Origin of the sequence: Lysinibacillus sp. FSL M8-0216 (assembly GCF_038595555.1) — a bacterium.
Taxonomy (GTDB): Bacteria; Bacillota; Bacilli; order Bacillales_A; family Planococcaceae; genus Lysinibacillus; species Lysinibacillus fusiformis.
This window is the reverse complement of sequence record NZ_CP152007.1, coordinates 4,647,963-4,665,083: the sequence shown is the minus strand read 5'-3', so window position 1 is coordinate 4,665,083 and position 17,121 is coordinate 4,647,963. Positions and strand designations below refer to the sequence as shown.

The window sequence follows — 17,121 nt, the reverse complement described above, 5'->3', positions numbered from 1 at the left end:
AGCGTCTCTGTCATTCCTTTTAGGGATGATAGGGGCGTTTTTTATTTTATCTTCATTCATTCATTGATGAAGAGGGAGGCATTTCAAACAAACATGCCACATCATCTTAGGCAGAGAATTCTACAGAAAATTGACTACAGTGACAGCTCTGTGTGAAGGATTTCTAGGAATTTGAGCAAGACCAACATAAAAAGGGGGAGTTTTTGTGTTTAAAAGGATGAAAGAAGATGTGGAAACCATTTTTGAAAATGATCCAGCAGCGCGTAGTGTTTTAGAAGTGATATTAACATATTCCGGTTTGCATGCCACATGGGCACATCGAGTGGCTCATTGGTTCTTTAAGAAACGTTTTTATTTCATGGCTCGTGCCATTTCACAAATAAGCCGCTTTTTTACTGGTATTGAAATTCATCCTGGCGCGAAAATTGGCCGCCGCTTTTTTATCGACCATGGAATGGGTGTTGTCATTGGTGAGACATGTGAAATTGGTGATAACGTTACATTATATCAAGGTGTAACTCTAGGGGGTACAGGGAAAGAAAAGGGGAAACGCCACCCTACATTAGAGGATAATGTCCTTGTAGCAACCGGGGCTAAAGTATTAGGTTCTATTACAGTTGGCGAGAATAGTAAAATTGGTGCGGGGTCAGTTGTTTTAAAAGAGGTGCCGCCAAATGCCACCGTGGTCGGTATACCTGGTAAAATAGTGATTAAGGATGGAGTTCGTCTAGAGAAAAAGCTAGATCATCAAAATATACCTGATCCTGTGGAAGATCGCTGTCAAGCTTTTGAGAAGCAGATCATTGAATTAAAGCAAGAAATTGAACGCTTACAAAAGGAGAGAGAGACACAATGAGTATTCAAATTTTCAACTCATTATCACGACAAAAAGAAACCTTCGTGCCGCTAGAAGAAGGCAAAGTGAAAATGTATGTCTGCGGTCCTACCGTTTATAACTATATCCATATCGGGAATTCACGTCCTGTTATAGTTTATGACACAGTACGTCGCTATTTCCAATATAAAGGCTATGATGTAAAGTTTGTATCCAACTTTACGGATGTAGACGATAAAATTATTAAGGCTGCCAATGAGCTTGGTGAAGAAGTGCATGAGTTAACAGAGCGCTTTATTGCTGCGTACTTTGAAGATGTTACTGCATTAGGATGCAAAAAGGCAGATGTTCATCCACGCGTTACGGAGCATATGACTGATATCATTCAGTTTATCCAAATCTTAATTGAAAAAGGCTATGCTTATGAGTCAGCAGGTGATGTATATTACCGCACGCGCAAGTTTAATGGCTATGGTAAATTATCACATCAATTAGTGGATGATTTAAAAATTGGTGCACGTATTGAAGCTGGCGAGAAAAAAGATGATGCATTGGATTTTGCTTTATGGAAGGCAGCGAAGCCAGGAGAAATTTTCTGGGAAAGTCCTTGGGGGAATGGCCGTCCTGGGTGGCATATTGAATGTTCTGTAATGGCTCGTGAGCATTTAGGAGATACTATTGATATTCACGCTGGTGGACAGGATTTAACTTTCCCACACCACGAAAATGAAATTGCACAATCAGAAGCTCATAATGATAAAACATTTGCACGTTATTGGATGCATAATGGTTATATTAATATTGATAATGAAAAGATGTCTAAATCTCTTGGGAATTTTATTCTGGTGAATGATATTCGTAAACAAATTGATCCACAAGTACTACGGTTCTTTATGTTATCGGTACATTATCGCCATCCCATTAATTTTGCGAAGGATTTAGTAGAGGCAGCTGCAGCTGGCTTAGAGCGCATTCGTACAGCCTACAACAATGTGAAGCATCGCCTTACGACTACGGTAAGCTTAGGCGATCACTCAGATGAGTGGCTTAATAAAATTACTGAACAAAAAGCGCAATTTGAAGAGGCAATGGATGATGATTTTAATACTGCTAACGGAATTTCGGTATTATTTGAGTTAGCTCGTATTGCTAATATTTATTTAAACGAAACGAATACTTGCAAGAAAGTGCTAGAAACTTTTATTGAAACTTTTGAAGTACTAGGTGACGTCTTAGGTATTAAATTTGCAAAAGAAGAGGAATTATTAGACGAAGAAATTGATGCATTACTACAAGAACGTGTAGAGGCACGTAAAAATCGTGATTTTGCTCGTTCTGATGAGATTCGTGACCATTTGCAAGCCCAAGGTATCATTTTAGAAGATACGCGACAAGGAACTAGATGGAAACGAGGGTAATTAAGTTGGATAAACTTCGCAATGAAGATGTTAAGCAATTAAATGCGTTGGCGTTAGCCTATATGGGTGACGCCGTATTGGAGCAAAAGATACGAGAACACTTACTACGTTCAGGTCGAGTTAAACCGAATACACTTCATCGAGAGGCAACACGTTACGTTTCGGCAAAAGCACAATCTATGATTGTTCATCGTATGATGGATGAAAATTATTTAACAGAGGAGGAGTTGGCAGTGTTCCGCCGTGGACGTAATGCCAAGTCCGGCTCTGTACCAAAAAATACAGATGTTCAAACTTATCGAAATAGCTCAGGTTTTGAGGCGGTACTTGGTAGTTTATATTTATTAAATGAACTTGAACGTGTCTATGAAATCATTGCATATGCTATTCAAATCATCGAGGAATCGAAAGGAGTGTAGAATTATAATGACAGAACAAAATGGAGAAATTATTGCAGGTAAAAACCCAGTGTTAGAAGCACTTCGTTCAGGACGCGATATGAATAAAGTATGGATTGCAGAAGGTGTAAAAAAATCGGGTGTCAACGAACTGCTAGATTTAGCTAGAGAACGTGGAGTGATCGTTCAGTTTGTTCCGAAAAAGAAAGTCGATCAATTATCAAGTGCAAATCATCAAGGGATTGTTGCTTCTGTTGCAGCTTATCAGTATGCTGAACTAGAGGATTTATTTGCTGCAGCCGCAAAAAAACAAGAGGATCCTTTTTTCTTAATCTTAGATGAGCTTGAAGATCCACATAATCTAGGTTCTATTATGAGAACAGCTGATGCAATAGGAGCGCACGGTATTATTATTCCTAAGCGCCGTTCAGTGAGTTTAACAGCTGTCGTGGCGAAAGCATCAACAGGCGCTATTGAACACGTTCCTGTAGTCCGTGTAAACAATTTAGCTCAAACAGTAGATGAACTAAAAGAACGAGGTGTATGGATTGCTGGTACAGATGCAAAGGGCTCTGTAGACTATCGAAAAATGGATGCAACATTACCATTGGCTATCATTATCGGTAGTGAAGGTAAGGGAATGGGGCGTTTGTTAAAAGAGAAATGTGACTTCTTGTATCATTTACCGATGGTAGGACATGTGACATCGTTGAACGCCTCAGTAGCTGCAGCGCTATTAATGTACGAAGTGTATCGTAAACGTCAAGAAGCGATTGAGTAACAATGAAAAACATTTTGCTAGTGGATGGCTATAATATGATTGGGTCCTGGAAAGAGCTTCGACCATTGCGGGATACAAATTTTGAGGATGCTCGCAAAAGGTTGATAGAACTTATGGCTGAATATAAAGCAGCTATGGGTTGGCGCGTAATTATTGTTTTTGACGCACATCTAGTTCCAGGCGTAGAGCAATCTTATTTAGAAAGTGATGTTGAAGTCATTTATACTCGGAAAAATGAAACGGCAGATGAACGTATTGAAAAAATGACGCATGAACTTAAGGCTAGAAATGTACAAATACACGTAGCAACTTCCGATATGGCAGAGCAAAGTGTTATTTTTGGTAATGGAGCCTTGAGAAAATCAGCTAGAGAACTAGAAATAGATACAAGCATTATCCAGCATAAAATATCGCACGATGTGAAAAGGAAACAAGAAAGTAGACCACCTTCACGTATAGAATTAAAGCCAGATGTGGCGATAGCATTCGAAAAATGGAGACGTGGATTGAAATGATTGATTGACGCATATTTTCCAATTCCGTTATACTGTTCCTAATTATCTGTTGTGGCTGAGGTGATACCATGTTTAAAAATAGCATTGTACAAGTGACACAAGATTTTGAACGATTCAATGATGAAGAACTTATTGAAATGGTGCATCAAGGTAATACAGATGCGTTGGATTATTTAATTACGAAATACCGTTTGTTAGTTAGAGCGAAGGCAAGATCCTATTTCTTAATTGGTGCTGATAAGGAAGATATCGTGCAAGAGGGCATGATCGGTTTGTATAAAGCGATTCGTGATTTTAAAGGGGATAAGCTTGCTTCTTTCCGAGCTTTTGCTGAGTTATGTATTACAAGGCAAATTATTACTGCTATTAAAACGGCTACTAGGCAAAAGCATATACCTCTTAACTCTTATATTTCTTTGGACAAGCCCATTTTTGATGAAGAATCAGACCGAACGCTCATGGATGTTTTAACAGGCGCTATCATGGATGATCCAGAAGAATTAATAATTCATAGAGAAGAGTTTGGTTATTTAGAAGAGAAAATGAGTGAGATTTTAAGTGAACTAGAGTTACAGGTTTTAGCCCTATATCTAGATGGCCAATCGTATCATGAAATTTCTGCAAAATTAAATCGTCATGTGAAATCGATTGATAATGCTTTGCAGCGAGTGAAGCGTAAATTAGAGCGACATTTAGTCCTTGAGGAAATGTCTTAGAGGGCAGAGGCATTATTGACATTGACAAATATAGGTGTTAGTCTTAAAAAGACAAAGTGCCGAAAAAGGTGAGTATATGGCAAAAAAAGTCGTGCTAAATTGCGAGAAATGTGGATCGAGAAATTACACGTTCCCGGCTAAAGAAGGCTCCACTGTACGCCTCGAATTAAAAAAATTTTGCTCGCATTGCAATGAACATACAGTGCATAAACAAACGCTATAAAATGATATGTAAATAGACAGATTGATTGATTCGGAGGTTAAGCTAGAATGGGCAAGATCAAAGGCTTTTTCAGTGATGTAATGTCAGAAATGCGCAAAACAAGCTGGCCAAAAGGTAAAGAGTTGACTAAATATACAGTCGTTGTTATTTCAACTGTTGTCGTTATGGCTTTATTTTTTGTGTTAGTTGACTTAGGTATTTCATCATTATTCCGCTGGTACTTAGATTTATAATTTAGTAAATAGCATGTTAATACTTATGAAATAGCCCGTCCAATGCAATAACGGGTTTTTTCGTTTGTTTTACCTTCATTCAGCAGACAATTCCATCTTTATGGGCGAGTGATATGGGTGAAGTGAATGGCAGTAAGATAATCTCATTATGATAAGTATGATAGTAGCAATAGATGACTATGCTAGTTTCGATACATATCATCAGGCTTTCTTAATAGGGAAGGGCTATGTCTACATGAGATGTTTGTGAAAAGAGTAAGAAATGCATCTAGCATATCGCGATTCATTTTCACTTTTATTTGTAAGGGAGGGACGGACGAGGAGTCCTAGTAGTTATGGAGAAAAATTGGTATGTTGTTCATACGTATTCAGGGTATGAGAACCGAGTAAAAGCAAACCTAGAGAAACGTGTAGAAACAATGGGAATGCAAGATAAAATCTTCCGAGTGATTGTTCCTGAACACGAGGAAACAGAAATGAAGGATGGGAAAAAGCGTACAATGATGCGTAAAGTTTTCCCAGGTTATGTATTAGTAGAGCTTATTATGACAGATGATTCTTGGTATGTAGTGCGTAATACGCCGGGTGTAACAGGATTTATCGGGTCATCTGGTGGAGGAGCAAAACCAACACCTTTACTACCAGAAGAGGCGGATCGTCTACTACAGCAAATGGGCATGACTGATAAAGTTGTCGAAGTAGATATCTCTATTGGTGAAGCGGTTGAAGTATTAGAAGGGCCATTCGCTCATTTCCAAGGACGTGTTGAAGAAATTGACACAGAAAAAGGAAAAGTGAAAGTGTCTGTTGATATGTTTGGTCGCGAAACAATTATGGAGCTAGACTTCGAACAAATTCAAAAATTATAGTACAATTACTAGAACTGTGACATGCCAATTGGTAGATGTTTCGCAGATTTTGTTAATTACCACTTGCTTAAAAAAATTAAAAGTGGTATCATTTCATAGGTCAGACTGTCATACTTTTGTTTGACGTCTGTAATGATAATTTTAATGTTATCGGCACTTAGCTGACAGACAGATATTGAGTGGGAGGGGCAACCCAATTACCACATCACGGACTTAAGGAGGTGTGTCTCGTGGCTAAAAAAGTTATTAAAGTTGTAAAACTTCAAATCCCTGCTGGTAAAGCTAACCCAGCTCCACCGGTTGGTCCTGCATTAGGTCAAGCGGGTGTGAACATCATGGGATTCTGTAAAGAATTCAACGCGCGTACTGCTGATCAAGCTGGTCTTATTATTCCAGTTGAAATTTCAGTATTCGAAGACCGTTCTTTCACTTTCATTACAAAAACTCCACCTGCAGCGGTTCTACTTAAAGTAGCAGCTGGTATCCAATCTGGATCTGGTGAACCAAATCGTAAAAAAGTGGCAACGGTTAAACGTGATAAAGTTCGCGAAATCGCTGAAACTAAAATGCCAGACCTTAACGCTGCTTCAGTAGAAGCTGCTATGTTAATGGTAGAAGGTACTGCACGAAGCATGGGTATTGTTATCGAAGACTAATCCCAGTTACTTGATGTTTTGTTTTTTGGAAGGTTGCGAAGTTTCTTTGTGAACACGCAACCTTTATTCGTGGGAGGTAAAATCCGCTATAACCACAATCAAGGAGGAAATATATAATGGCTAAAAAAGGTAAAAAACTGCAAGATGCAGCTAAATTAATTGATCGTAACTCACTATACAATGCACAAGAAGCAATCGAACTTGCTCAAAAAACTAGCACAGTAAACTTCGACGCTACTGTAGAAGTTGCTTTTCGCTTAGGTATTGATACTCGTAAAAACGACCAACAAATCCGTGGTGCAGTAGTGCTACCAAACGGTACTGGTAAAACTCAACGCGTATTAGTATTCGCAAAAGGTGAAAAACTTAAAGAAGCAGAAGCTGCTGGTGCTGACTATGTAGGTGATGCAGAGTACATCCAAAAAATCCAACAAGGTTGGTTTGATTTCGATGTAATCGTAGCAACTCCTGACATGATGGGTGAAGTTGGTAAACTTGGTCGTGTATTAGGACCTAAAGGCTTAATGCCAAACCCTAAAACTGGTACAGTTACTTTCGATGTAACAAAAGCTATCGAAGAAATCAAAGCTGGTAAAGTAGAATACCGTGCTGATAAAGCTGGTATCATCCACGCTCCTATCGGTAAAGTTTCTTTCTCTGCAGAAAAATTAGTAGAAAACTTCTTAGCTGTATTTGATGTAGTTCAAAAAGCAAAACCTGCTGCAGCTAAAGGTACTTACATGAAATCTGTAAATATTACAACTACAATGGGCCCAGCTGTTAAAATTGACGCTGCTAACGTAGTAGTAAAATAATTTAAATATATATATTGACAATGGCAATGGTTACATGATATAATCATTGCTGTTGTGAATTATCCATTTGTACCGTAGACAGTAGGAGTGACTTGTCACTTAATGTTCCTACCGAGGACATCGGAATTCAGATTCTTATTTAAAGATGATGACTTTCAGCCTCTGTGTCTATTTGACGTAGGGGCTTTTCTTTTGTCGGTATAAATGACCCATTCTAATAGGAGGTGTCATCATGAGCAAAGCAATCGAAAACAAACAAGTACAAGTTCAAGAGATTACTGAGAAATTCCAAAGCGCTTCTTCTGTAGTAGTAGTGGATTACCGTGGTCTTAATGTTGCACAAGTAACAGAGCTTCGTAAACAACTTCGTGAAGCTGGCGTTGAGTTCAAAGTATACAAAAACACTTTAACTCGTCGTGCTGCTGAAGCTGCTGGTCTTGCGGGAATCAACGACGTATTAGTTGGTCCTAACGCAATTGCGTTCTCAAATGAAGATGTTGTAGCGCCTGCTAAAATCATCAACGAGTTCGCTAAGAAAAACGAAGCTTTAGAAATTAAAGCTGGTATTATCGAAGGTACAATCTCTTCTGTTGAAGATGTTAAAGCACTTGCAGAACTTCCATCACGCGAAGGTCTACTTTCTATGCTTTTATCTGTACTTCAAGCTCCAGTGCGTAACTTCGCACTTGCAACAAAAGCTGTTGCAGAACAAAAAGAAGAACAAGGCGCGTAATTTAATACGTCCAAAAACTTCCGCGGCCTGACCGCAAAAAAATAAAACATTATCCAATTAGGAGGAAATTATAATGAACAAAGAGCAAATCTTAGAAGCTATCAAAGCTATGACAGTTCTTGAATTAAACGATTTAGTAAAAGCTATCGAAGAAGAATTCGGTGTAACAGCTGCTGCTCCTGTAGCAGTAGTTGCTGGCGGTGCTGCTGCAGCTGAAGAGAAAACAGAATTCGACGTAGTATTAGCATCTGCTGGTGCAGAAAAAATTAAAGTAATCAAAGTGGTTCGCGAAATCACTGGTTTAGGTCTTAAAGAAGCTAAAGAAGTAGTAGATAACGCTCCTAAAGCTCTTAAAGAAGGCGTTTCTAAAGATGAAGCTGAACAAATCAAAACTAAACTTGAAGAAGTTGGCGCATCTGTAGAAGTTAAGTAATCTCGCGTTACTTTTAAACAAAAGGAAAGCTCGTCATATTGGCGAGCTTTTTTCTTCATTCTGAGGAGGCGTGAAAATGTCAGATCACTATTATACAAGTAATCCTCAAACTGAGAGTAAACCTCGTCACTGGACATTCAAATTACTAGGGCATTCGTTTTCATTTGAAACGGATGCAGGTGTATTTAGTAAAAGCGAAGTAGATTTTGGATCCCGTGTTTTAATAGACGCTTTTCAAATGCCTAATATTGATGGTGCGATTTTTGATATAGGTTGTGGTTATGGGCCGATAGGATTATCCATAGCCAAAGCAAATCCAGACCGTACCGTCTGTATGATGGATATAAATGAACGTGCAGTTGCGCTTTCGCAAAAAAATGCGCAAGTGAACGGTGTTCAAAATGTGCGAATATTTGTGAGTGACGGCCTATCGATGGTTGATAAAGATATAGAAGCAGCAGCTATCTTAACGAATCCACCAATTCGTGCAGGGAAGGAAACGATTTTCCGCTTTTACGATGGAGCTTATGATAGACTAGTGTCATCTGGAGAGCTTTGGGTAGTGATTCAGAAGAAACAAGGAGCGCCATCGACAGTAAGTTACCTAGAAGGTAAATTTTCCGAAGTCGATGTTGTAGAGAAGAAAAAAGGATACTGGATAGTACGTGCAAAAAAATAAATGAAATATGTATAATTTATTGACTTGACAAATCGGCTATGATAATATGATAAAATGCAAAAATATTATTTTGAGGTCGTATGCCCTTTTTGTATAGAATTGTTTTAATATGGGTATACTTGCCAAGATAAGTTTAGTTAACCGAAAATGAGATCTTTTTGAAGACTCGTTTTCTTTTTGTCTTTCGAAATCATACACTATTTGTATGATTTTGCAAAGACCTAATATCGCTTTATTGAGGGGTGAATGAGTTGACAGGTCAACTAGTTCAGTACGGACAACACCGCCAGCGTAGAAGCTTTGCGCGTATTAAAGAGGTGCTTGAGCTTCCAAATCTGATTGAGATTCAAACGGCGTCTTACGAGTGGTTCCTTGAAGAAGGTTTACGTGAAATGTTCCGTGACATTTCGCCGATCGAGGACTTTACAGGTAATCTTTCATTAGAATTCATCGATTATTCATTAGGTGATCCTAAATATGATGTTGATGAGTGTAAAGAGCGAGATGTTACTTACGCAGCTCCATTACGCGTGAAAGTACGTCTTTACAACAAAGAAACAGACGAAGTGAAAGAACAAGATGTCTTTATGGGTGACTTCCCATTAATGACTGAAACAGGTACGTTCATTATCAATGGTGCTGAACGTGTTATCGTTTCACAATTAGTTCGTTCACCAAGTGTGTATTTCCATGATAAAACGGATAAGAACGGTAAAAAAGGTTTTGGAGCTACAGTGATTCCAAACCGTGGTGCATGGTTAGAGTATGAAACGGATGCAAAAGATGTAGTTTATGTACGTATCGATCGTACTCGTAAGTTACCAGTAACCGTATTACTTCGTGCATTAGGTTTTGGCTCAGACCAAGAAATTATCGATATTATCGGTGATAACGAGTATTTACGTAATACGTTAGAAAAAGATAACTCTGAAAGTACTGAAAAAGCACTTTTAGAAATCTACGAGCGTTTACGTCCAGGTGAGCCACCAACAGTTGAAAGTGCGAAAAGTTTATTATACTCTCGTTTCTTCGACGCAAAACGCTATGATTTAGCGAATGTTGGACGCTACAAAATGAATAAAAAGCTTCATATTAAAAATCGTTTATTCAACCAAACGATTGCTGAAACGCTTGTAGATCCAGAAACAGGCGAAATTTTAGTAGAGAAAGGTACAGTGCTTGATCGCCGTACTTTAGATAAAATCCTACCTTACCTAGAAGATTCTTCGAAAGGTATTGGTTTCCGTACTTTATCACAAGTTGGTGGAGTACTTGAGGATGATGTAACAATCCAATCTATTAAAATTTATGCACCCAAAGATGAAGCACAAAAAGAAATTAATATCATTAGTAATGCCTATATCGATGAAGAAGTGAAGAATATTACACCTGCTGACGTACTGTCTTCAGTAAGCTATTTCTTCAACCTGCTTTATCAAGTAGGAGCAACAGATGATATTGACCATTTAGGTAACCGTCGTCTACGTTCTGTAGGTGAGTTACTGCAAAACCAATTCCGTATCGGTTTGTCTCGTATGGAACGTGTAGTACGTGAGCGTATGTCTATTAACGACACAGCGGCTATCGTACCACAACAATTAATTAATATCCGTCCAGTAATTGCGTCAATTAAAGAGTTCTTCGGAAGCTCTCAATTATCACAATTCATGGACCAAACAAACCCATTAGCAGAATTAACGCATAAGCGTCGATTATCTGCATTAGGGCCTGGTGGTTTAACACGTGAGCGTGCTGGTTTCGAAGTACGTGACGTTCACTACTCTCACTATGGTCGTATGTGTCCAATCGAGACACCAGAGGGTCCAAACATTGGTTTAATCAACTCATTATCTTCTTTCGCTAAAGTAAATAAATTTGGTTTCATCGAAACGCCTTACCGTCGTATTGATCACGAAACAGGTCAAGTAACGGAACAAATTGATTACCTAACAGCTGATGAAGAAGATAACTACTACGTAGCACAAGCAAACTCACTATTAAATCCAGATGGCAGTTTTGCAAAGGACGAAGTAGTAGGTCGTTTCCGTGGTGATAACACAGTATTCAATAAAGCTCAAATGGACTACATGGACGTATCTCCTAAACAAGTAGTTTCTGCAGCGACTGCGTGTATCCCATTCTTAGAAAACGATGACTCTAACCGTGCACTTATGGGTGCAAACATGCAACGTCAAGCAGTTCCACTTCTTAACCCAGAAGCACCATTCGTTGGTACGGGTATGGAACATGTGGATGCACGTGATTCTGGTGCAGCTGTAGTAGCGAAGTATGATGGTATTGTTGAGCACGTTGAGGCTCGCTCTATCCATGTTCGCCGCATTGAAGTTGTAGATGGCAAAGAGGTTAAAGGCGATTTAACAAAATATAAATTACAAAAATTCATTCGTTCAAACCAAGGTACTTCATATAACCAACGTCCACTTGTAAAAGTTGGCGAACGCGTGAAGCCTCGCGATATTTTAGCAGATGGTCCATCAATGGAAAAAGGCGAATTAGCTCTTGGACGTAACGTACTTGTTGCATTCATGACTTGGAACGGCTTTAACTATGAGGATGCTGTTATTATGAGTGAGCGCCTTGTAAAAGATGATGTTTATACATCTGTTCATATTGAAGAATATGAGTCAGAGTCTCGAGATACAAAGCTTGGACCTGAAGAAATCACTCGTGATATTCCAAATGTCGGTGAAGATGCACTTCGTAACCTAGACGAACGTGGTATTATCCGTATCGGTGCGGAAGTACGCGATGGTGATATTCTTGTAGGGAAAGTAACGCCTAAAGGAGTTACAGAATTAACGGCTGAAGAGCGTTTATTACATGCTATTTTCGGTGAAAAGGCTCGTGAGGTTCGTGATACATCATTACGTGTACCACACGGTGCTGGCGGTATCATTCTGGATGTTAAAGTATTTAACCGCGAAGATGGCGATGAATTACCACCAGGTGTTAACCAATTAGTTCGTGCTTATATTGTTCAAAAACGTAAAATTCGCGTTGGGGACAAAATGGCCGGACGTCACGGTAACAAAGGGGTTATCTCTCGTATCTTGCCAGAAGAAGATATGCCATTCATGCCAGATGGCACGCCTGTAGATATCATGTTAAATCCACTTGGTGTACCTTCTCGTATGAATATCGGACAAGTTTTAGAATTACACTTAGGTATGGCTTCTCGCTATCTAGGCGTCCACATGGCAACACCAGTATTTGATGGTGCAAATGAAGAAGACGTTTGGGAAACGATGGAAGAAGCAGGGATGAACCGTGACGGTAAAACAATCCTGTATGATGGCCGTTCTGGTGAACCATTTGATAACCGTGTATCTGTTGGGATCATGTATATGATCAAACTTGCTCACATGGTTGACGATAAACTTCACGCGCGTTCAACAGGTCCTTACTCACTTGTTACGCAGCAACCACTTGGTGGTAAAGCGCAATTTGGTGGACAACGTTTTGGTGAGATGGAAGTATGGGCACTTGAAGCATACGGTGCCGCTTATACCCTTCAAGAAATCTTAACAGTTAAATCCGATGACGTTGTTGGTCGTGTAAAAACATATGAAGCCATCGTTAAGGGTGAAAGTGTACCAGAGCCAGGCGTTCCTGAGTCATTCAAAGTATTGATTAAAGAACTTCAATCTCTTGGTATGGACGTTAAGATGCTAACAGTTAATGATGAAGAAGTAGAGCTTCGTGATTTAGACGAAGAAGAAGATCTTCAACCAGCTGATGCACTTAACATCGCACCACAGCCAGATACTCAAGAAGAGCCAGTAGAGTCTTTTGAATAATGGAAACCAACATTCACAATTGTGAATAAGGTCAAACTTATTTTTCAAATTAGCCGGGCAGGATTTAACGCCCTGCCTGGCTTTTTCTTTTAATAAATCATTCTATTTCTAATCCTTTGTCAAAGAGGAAATTCTTTGCAAACGATTATCGAGCTGCGTAAAGAGTCTTTATAAAGACCTATACTAGAGGGAGGTAGGCTCCTTGATAGACGTTAATGAATTTGAATATATGAAAATTGGTTTAGCATCCCCTGACAAGATTCGCTCTTGGTCATATGGTGAGGTTAAAAAACCTGAAACAATTAACTACCGTACGTTAAAACCAGAAAAAGATGGTTTATTCTGTGAGCGTATTTTTGGGCCAACTAAGGATTGGGAATGTCATTGTGGTAAATATAAACGTGTTCGCTATAAAGGTGTAGTTTGTGACCGCTGTGGTGTTGAAGTAACGCGTGCTAAAGTTCGTCGTGAACGTATGGGTCATATCGAATTAGCTGCACCAGTTTCTCATATCTGGTACTTCAAAGGTATTCCTAGCCGTATGGGTCTAATTTTAGATATGTCACCGCGTGCACTTGAAGAAGTTATTTATTTTGCTTCATACGTTGTGATTGAGGCTGGTGCGACGAATTTAGAAAGCAAACAGTTACTTTCAGAAAAAGAGTACCGTGCATACCGCGAAAAATTCGGAAATACATTCGAAGCTGCAATGGGTGCAGAAGCAATTAAAAAATTATTAGGCAAAATTGACCTAGAGGATGAGACGCATTCTTTAAAAGAAGAGTTAAAATCTGCACAAGGTCAAAGACGTACTCGTGCTATCAAACGTTTAGAGGTTGTTGAATCATTCCGTAACTCAGGTAACTCACCTGAATGGATGATTTTAGATGTACTTCCTGTAATTCCACCTGAGCTTCGTCCAATGGTGCAATTAGATGGTGGACGTTTTGCAACTTCAGATTTAAACGATTTATACCGTCGTGTTATCAACCGTAATAACCGTTTAAAACGTTTATTAGATTTAGGTGCTCCAAGCATCATCGTACAAAACGAAAAACGTATGTTACAAGAAGCTGTTGACGCGTTAATTGATAATGGTCGTCGCGGACGTCCTGTAACAGGTCCTGGTAACCGTCCACTAAAATCACTTTCACATATGTTGAAAGGTAAACAAGGTCGTTTCCGTCAAAATCTACTTGGTAAGCGTGTTGACTATTCTGGTCGTTCCGTTATCGTAGTAGGTCCAAACTTAAAAATGTACCAATGTGGTCTACCTAAAGAAATGGCTATTGAATTATTCAAGCCGTTCGTTATGAAGGAACTAGTAGAACGTGGTCTTGCTCATAACATTAAATCTGCTAAGCGAAAAATCGAACGTTTAAACAACGACGTTTGGGATGTATTAGAAGATGTTATCCGTGAGCATCCAGTATTACTTAACCGTGCACCAACGCTACACCGTCTTGGTATTCAAGCATTTGAACCAACACTAGTAGAAGGTCGTGCTATTCGTCTTCACCCATTAGTATGTACAGCATATAACGCTGACTTCGATGGTGACCAAATGGCGGTTCACGTACCATTGTCTGCTGAAGCTCAAGCTGAGGCTCGTCTTCTAATGCTTGCTGCGCAAAACATCCTGAATCCAAAAGACGGTAAACCAGTAGTAACACCTTCGCAAGATATGGTATTAGGAAACTACTACTTAACGCTTGAACGTGAAAATGCACGTGGAGAAGGTACTATTTTCTACGGTCCAAACGAAGTTTTAATCGCATATGATACAGGTCATGTGCATTTGCATACACGTATTGCTATTAAAGCTAGTTCGTTAAATAACCCAACATTCACAGAGGAACAAAATAATATGTTCCTATTAACGACTGTCGGTAAAGTAATCTTTAACGAAATCTTGCCTGAATCATTCCCTTATATCAATGAGCCGACTGATTTTAACTTAGAGCAAGTGACACCAGAAAAATACTTTGCGAAATTAACAATTGACGAAGACACACTAAAAGAGCTTGAATCAGATAGTGCTTATAATAGCCTTGATGAAAAAGGGAAAATTGACGCACAACGTACAGCTGTATTGCGCAAGCATTTTGAATCTGTACCAGTTGTAAATCCATTCCGTAAAAAGTTCTTAGGAAATATCATTGCTGAAGTATTTAAACGTTTCCACATTACTGAAACATCTAAAATGCTTGACCGCATGAAAAACCTTGGATTCAAGTATTCAACACGTGCTGGTATTACTGTAGGTGTATCTGATATCGTCGTATTACCTGACAAAGGTGAAATTTTAGCAGTAGCTCAAGAAAAAGTAGATAAAGTTCAAGCGCAATTCCGCCGTGGTTTCATCACAGAGGATGAGCGTTATGACCGTGTTATCTCAAGCTGGAGTGCTGCCAAAGATGAAATCCAAGCGAAACTGATGAAGTCTCTTGAGAAAACAAACCCAATCTTCATGATGTCTGACTCAGGTGCCCGTGGTAACGCGTCTAACTTTACACAGTTAGCAGGTATGCGTGGTCTGATGGCCAACCCGGCTGGTCGTATCATCGAACTACCAATTAAATCTTCATTCCGTGAAGGTTTAACAGTATTAGAGTACTTCATCTCAACTCACGGTGCTCGTAAAGGTCTTGCCGATACAGCCCTAAAAACTGCCGATTCAGGTTACTTAACACGTCGTCTTGTTGACGTTGCACAGGATGTAATTGTGCGCGAAGATGACTGTGGTACTGACCGTGGTTTAACAATTGGTGCATTAATGGAAGGCACAGAGCTAATCGAGGCTCTAGATGAGCGTATTGTTGGTCGTCATACGAAGAAAACAATCTTACACCCTGAAACTGGTGAAGTGATTCTAAACAAAGATGGTTTAATCGATCAAGATGTGGCTCGAGCAATTATCGAAGCTGGTATTGAAGAAGTGACTATCCGTTCAGCATTTACATGTAATACAAAACATGGCGTATGTAAAAAATGTTACGGCATGAACTTAGCAACAGGTGAAAAGGTTGAGGTAGGAGAGGCAGTTGGTATTATTGCTGCTCAATCAATCGGTGAACCGGGTACACAGTTAACAATGCGTACATTCCATACAGGTGGGGTTGCCGGGGACGATATTACACAAGGTCTTCCACGTATCCAAGAGATCTTTGAAGCACGTAATCCAAAAGGTCAATCTGTTATTTCAGAGATCGCAGGTACTGTTTCAGATATCACAGAAATCCGTGAGGGCTTAAAAGAAATCACTGTTCAAGGTGACGTAGAAACTCGTAAGTATCAAGCGCCTTATAATGCACGTCTAAAAGTTATCGAAGGTGATAATGTAGAGCGTGGTCAGGTTCTAACAGAGGGTTCTATCGATCCAAAACAATTGTTAAAAGTCAAAGACGTTTCAACTGTTCAAGAATATTTATTAAAAGAAGTTCAAAAAGTATACCGTATGCAAGGGGTAGAAATTGGAGATAAACATATCGAAGTAATGGTTCGCCAAATGCTTCGTAAAGTACGTGTAATTGAAGCTGGAGATACAGATTTATTACCAGGTTCATTACTAGATATCCACCAATTTGCAGAGGCTAACGCAGATGCTGTTATGAATGGCAAAAACCCAGCTACTTGTCGTCCTGTAATCCTAGGTATTACAAAAGCTTCTCTTGAAACAGAATCATTCTTATCTGCAGCATCGTTCCAAGAAACAACACGTGTGTTAACAGATGCAGCAATTAAGGGTAAACGTGACGAGCTTCTTGGATTAAAAGAGAACGTAATTATCGGTAAACTTGTTCCTGCAGGTACTGGTATGCAACGTTACCGTCAAATCCGCATCGAAAAAGATGAGCTTGACACAGAAGTCGTTTCTGCTGAATAAATATTAAAAATAGTGCCGAAGAGATGGAATTACGCCATCTCTTCGGACTTTTTAAAGATATTAGTTGACAGTATAAAATGGTAATGATAATATATTGAAGGTTGATAGTTAAC

16 protein-coding genes and 2 other annotated features (1 of these 18 cut by a window edge) are annotated in these 17,121 nt (G+C 39.3%); all 16 genes read left to right on the top strand.

All coding sequences use genetic code 11. The annotated features are described in order from the left end of the window. Nucleotides 1-12, top strand: a binding site (T-box leader) (it extends 208 nt beyond the left edge of the window). 193 nt (nt 13-205) lie between these two features. The 16 genes from epsC to rpoC all read left to right on the top strand — a co-directional run bounded on the left by epsC (nt 206) and on the right by rpoC (nt 17,008). Then, complete coding sequence (epsC, locus tag MKX57_RS23325) at nt 206-856, top strand: serine O-acetyltransferase EpsC (protein ID WP_089986400.1); 651 nt, start codon at nt 206-208, stop codon at nt 854-856. Further along, nucleotides 853-2,253, top strand: a complete 1,401-nt coding sequence (gene cysS / locus MKX57_RS23320) for a cysteine--tRNA ligase (protein ID WP_089986399.1) — start codon at nt 853-855, stop codon at nt 2,251-2,253. Before epsC ends, cysS begins: the two co-directional genes overlap by 4 nt. A gap of 5 nt (nt 2,254-2,258) precedes the next feature. Continuing rightward, on the top strand, nt 2,259-2,672 hold the full coding sequence (locus tag MKX57_RS23315; protein WP_012296087.1) for a Mini-ribonuclease 3: 414 nt from the start codon (nt 2,259-2,261) through the stop codon (nt 2,670-2,672). 7 nt (nt 2,673-2,679) lie between these two features. Beyond that, nucleotides 2,680-3,432 carry a 23S rRNA (guanosine(2251)-2'-O)-methyltransferase RlmB gene (gene rlmB, locus MKX57_RS23310; protein ID WP_008181856.1) on the top strand — a complete coding sequence of 251 codons (753 nt, stop codon included), beginning with the start codon at nt 2,680-2,682 and terminating at the stop codon, nt 3,430-3,432. Between the two features lie 2 nt (nt 3,433-3,434). Then, nucleotides 3,435-3,947 (top strand): NYN domain-containing protein, encoded by a 513-nt coding sequence (locus tag MKX57_RS23305; RefSeq protein ID WP_008181857.1) that lies wholly within the window; start codon nt 3,435-3,437, stop codon nt 3,945-3,947. A 68-nt stretch (nt 3,948-4,015) separates the two neighbouring features. Next, nucleotides 4,016-4,663, top strand: coding sequence for an RNA polymerase sporulation sigma factor SigH (gene sigH, locus MKX57_RS23300; protein ID WP_054610143.1), 648 nt, complete (start codon nt 4,016-4,018; stop codon nt 4,661-4,663). Nucleotides 4,664-4,739: 76 nt separating this feature from the next. After that, the gene (gene rpmG, locus MKX57_RS23295; RefSeq protein ID WP_075807303.1) at nt 4,740-4,886 is read left to right on the top strand and encodes a 50S ribosomal protein L33; all 147 of its coding nucleotides are present in this window, start codon (nt 4,740-4,742) and stop codon (nt 4,884-4,886) included. Between the two features lie 47 nt (nt 4,887-4,933). Further along, complete coding sequence (gene secE / locus MKX57_RS23290; RefSeq protein ID WP_089986398.1) at nt 4,934-5,119, top strand: preprotein translocase subunit SecE; 186 nt, start codon at nt 4,934-4,936, stop codon at nt 5,117-5,119. A 335-nt stretch (nt 5,120-5,454) separates the two neighbouring features. Continuing rightward, nucleotides 5,455-5,988 (top strand): transcription termination/antitermination protein NusG, encoded by a 534-nt coding sequence (gene nusG, locus MKX57_RS23285; protein WP_036121629.1) that lies wholly within the window; start codon nt 5,455-5,457, stop codon nt 5,986-5,988. A gap of 230 nt (nt 5,989-6,218) precedes the next feature. Beyond that, nucleotides 6,219-6,644 (top strand): 50S ribosomal protein L11, encoded by a 426-nt coding sequence (gene rplK, locus MKX57_RS23280; protein WP_004233593.1) that lies wholly within the window; start codon nt 6,219-6,221, stop codon nt 6,642-6,644. A 116-nt stretch (nt 6,645-6,760) separates the two neighbouring features. After that, a complete protein-coding gene (gene rplA / locus MKX57_RS23275) occupies nt 6,761-7,459 on the top strand; it encodes a 50S ribosomal protein L1 (protein WP_089986396.1) in 699 nt (232 codons plus the stop codon). A gap of 54 nt (nt 7,460-7,513) precedes the next feature. Further along, nucleotides 7,514-7,659: a sequence feature (ribosomal protein L10 leader region), on the top strand. Between the two features lie 32 nt (nt 7,660-7,691). Then, a complete protein-coding gene (rplJ, locus tag MKX57_RS23270; protein ID WP_036121626.1) occupies nt 7,692-8,192 on the top strand; it encodes a 50S ribosomal protein L10 in 501 nt (166 codons plus the stop codon). A 73-nt stretch (nt 8,193-8,265) separates the two neighbouring features. Beyond that, a complete protein-coding gene (gene rplL / locus MKX57_RS23265; protein WP_008181586.1) occupies nt 8,266-8,625 on the top strand; it encodes a 50S ribosomal protein L7/L12 in 360 nt (119 codons plus the stop codon). A 76-nt stretch (nt 8,626-8,701) separates the two neighbouring features. Continuing rightward, nucleotides 8,702-9,304 (top strand): methyltransferase, encoded by a 603-nt coding sequence (locus MKX57_RS23260; RefSeq protein WP_008181588.1) that lies wholly within the window; start codon nt 8,702-8,704, stop codon nt 9,302-9,304. Between the two features lie 242 nt (nt 9,305-9,546). Beyond that, on the top strand, nt 9,547-13,122 hold the full coding sequence (gene rpoB, locus MKX57_RS23255; protein WP_008181590.1) for a DNA-directed RNA polymerase subunit beta: 3,576 nt from the start codon (nt 9,547-9,549) through the stop codon (nt 13,120-13,122). Between the two features lie 202 nt (nt 13,123-13,324). Then, entirely contained in the window at nt 13,325-17,008 is a 3,684-nt protein-coding gene (gene rpoC, locus MKX57_RS23250; protein ID WP_008181592.1) for a DNA-directed RNA polymerase subunit beta', read from the top strand. The last annotated feature ends 113 nt before the right edge of the window (nt 17,009-17,121 follow it).

What these genes read in the sequence shown, in the direction of transcription:
- secE (WP_089986398.1), top strand. Translation starts at nt 4,934, where the DNA reads ATGGGCAAGATCAAAGGCTTTTTCAGTGATGTAATGTCAGAAATGCGC.
- cysS (WP_089986399.1), top strand. Translation starts at nt 853, where the DNA reads ATGAGTATTCAAATTTTCAACTCATTATCACGACAAAAAGAAACCTTC.
- sigH (WP_054610143.1), top strand. Translation starts at nt 4,016, where the DNA reads ATGTTTAAAAATAGCATTGTACAAGTGACACAAGATTTTGAACGATTC.
- rplA (WP_089986396.1), top strand. Translation starts at nt 6,761, where the DNA reads ATGGCTAAAAAAGGTAAAAAACTGCAAGATGCAGCTAAATTAATTGAT.
- rplL (WP_008181586.1), top strand. Translation starts at nt 8,266, where the DNA reads ATGAACAAAGAGCAAATCTTAGAAGCTATCAAAGCTATGACAGTTCTT.
- rlmB (WP_008181856.1), top strand. Translation starts at nt 2,680, where the DNA reads ATGACAGAACAAAATGGAGAAATTATTGCAGGTAAAAACCCAGTGTTA.
- rpmG (WP_075807303.1), top strand. Translation starts at nt 4,740, where the DNA reads ATGGCAAAAAAAGTCGTGCTAAATTGCGAGAAATGTGGATCGAGAAAT.
- rplJ (WP_036121626.1), top strand. Translation starts at nt 7,692, where the DNA reads ATGAGCAAAGCAATCGAAAACAAACAAGTACAAGTTCAAGAGATTACT.
- MKX57_RS23260 (WP_008181588.1), top strand. Translation starts at nt 8,702, where the DNA reads ATGTCAGATCACTATTATACAAGTAATCCTCAAACTGAGAGTAAACCT.
- MKX57_RS23305 (WP_008181857.1), top strand. Translation starts at nt 3,435, where the DNA reads ATGAAAAACATTTTGCTAGTGGATGGCTATAATATGATTGGGTCCTGG.
- nusG (WP_036121629.1), top strand. Translation starts at nt 5,455, where the DNA reads ATGGAGAAAAATTGGTATGTTGTTCATACGTATTCAGGGTATGAGAAC.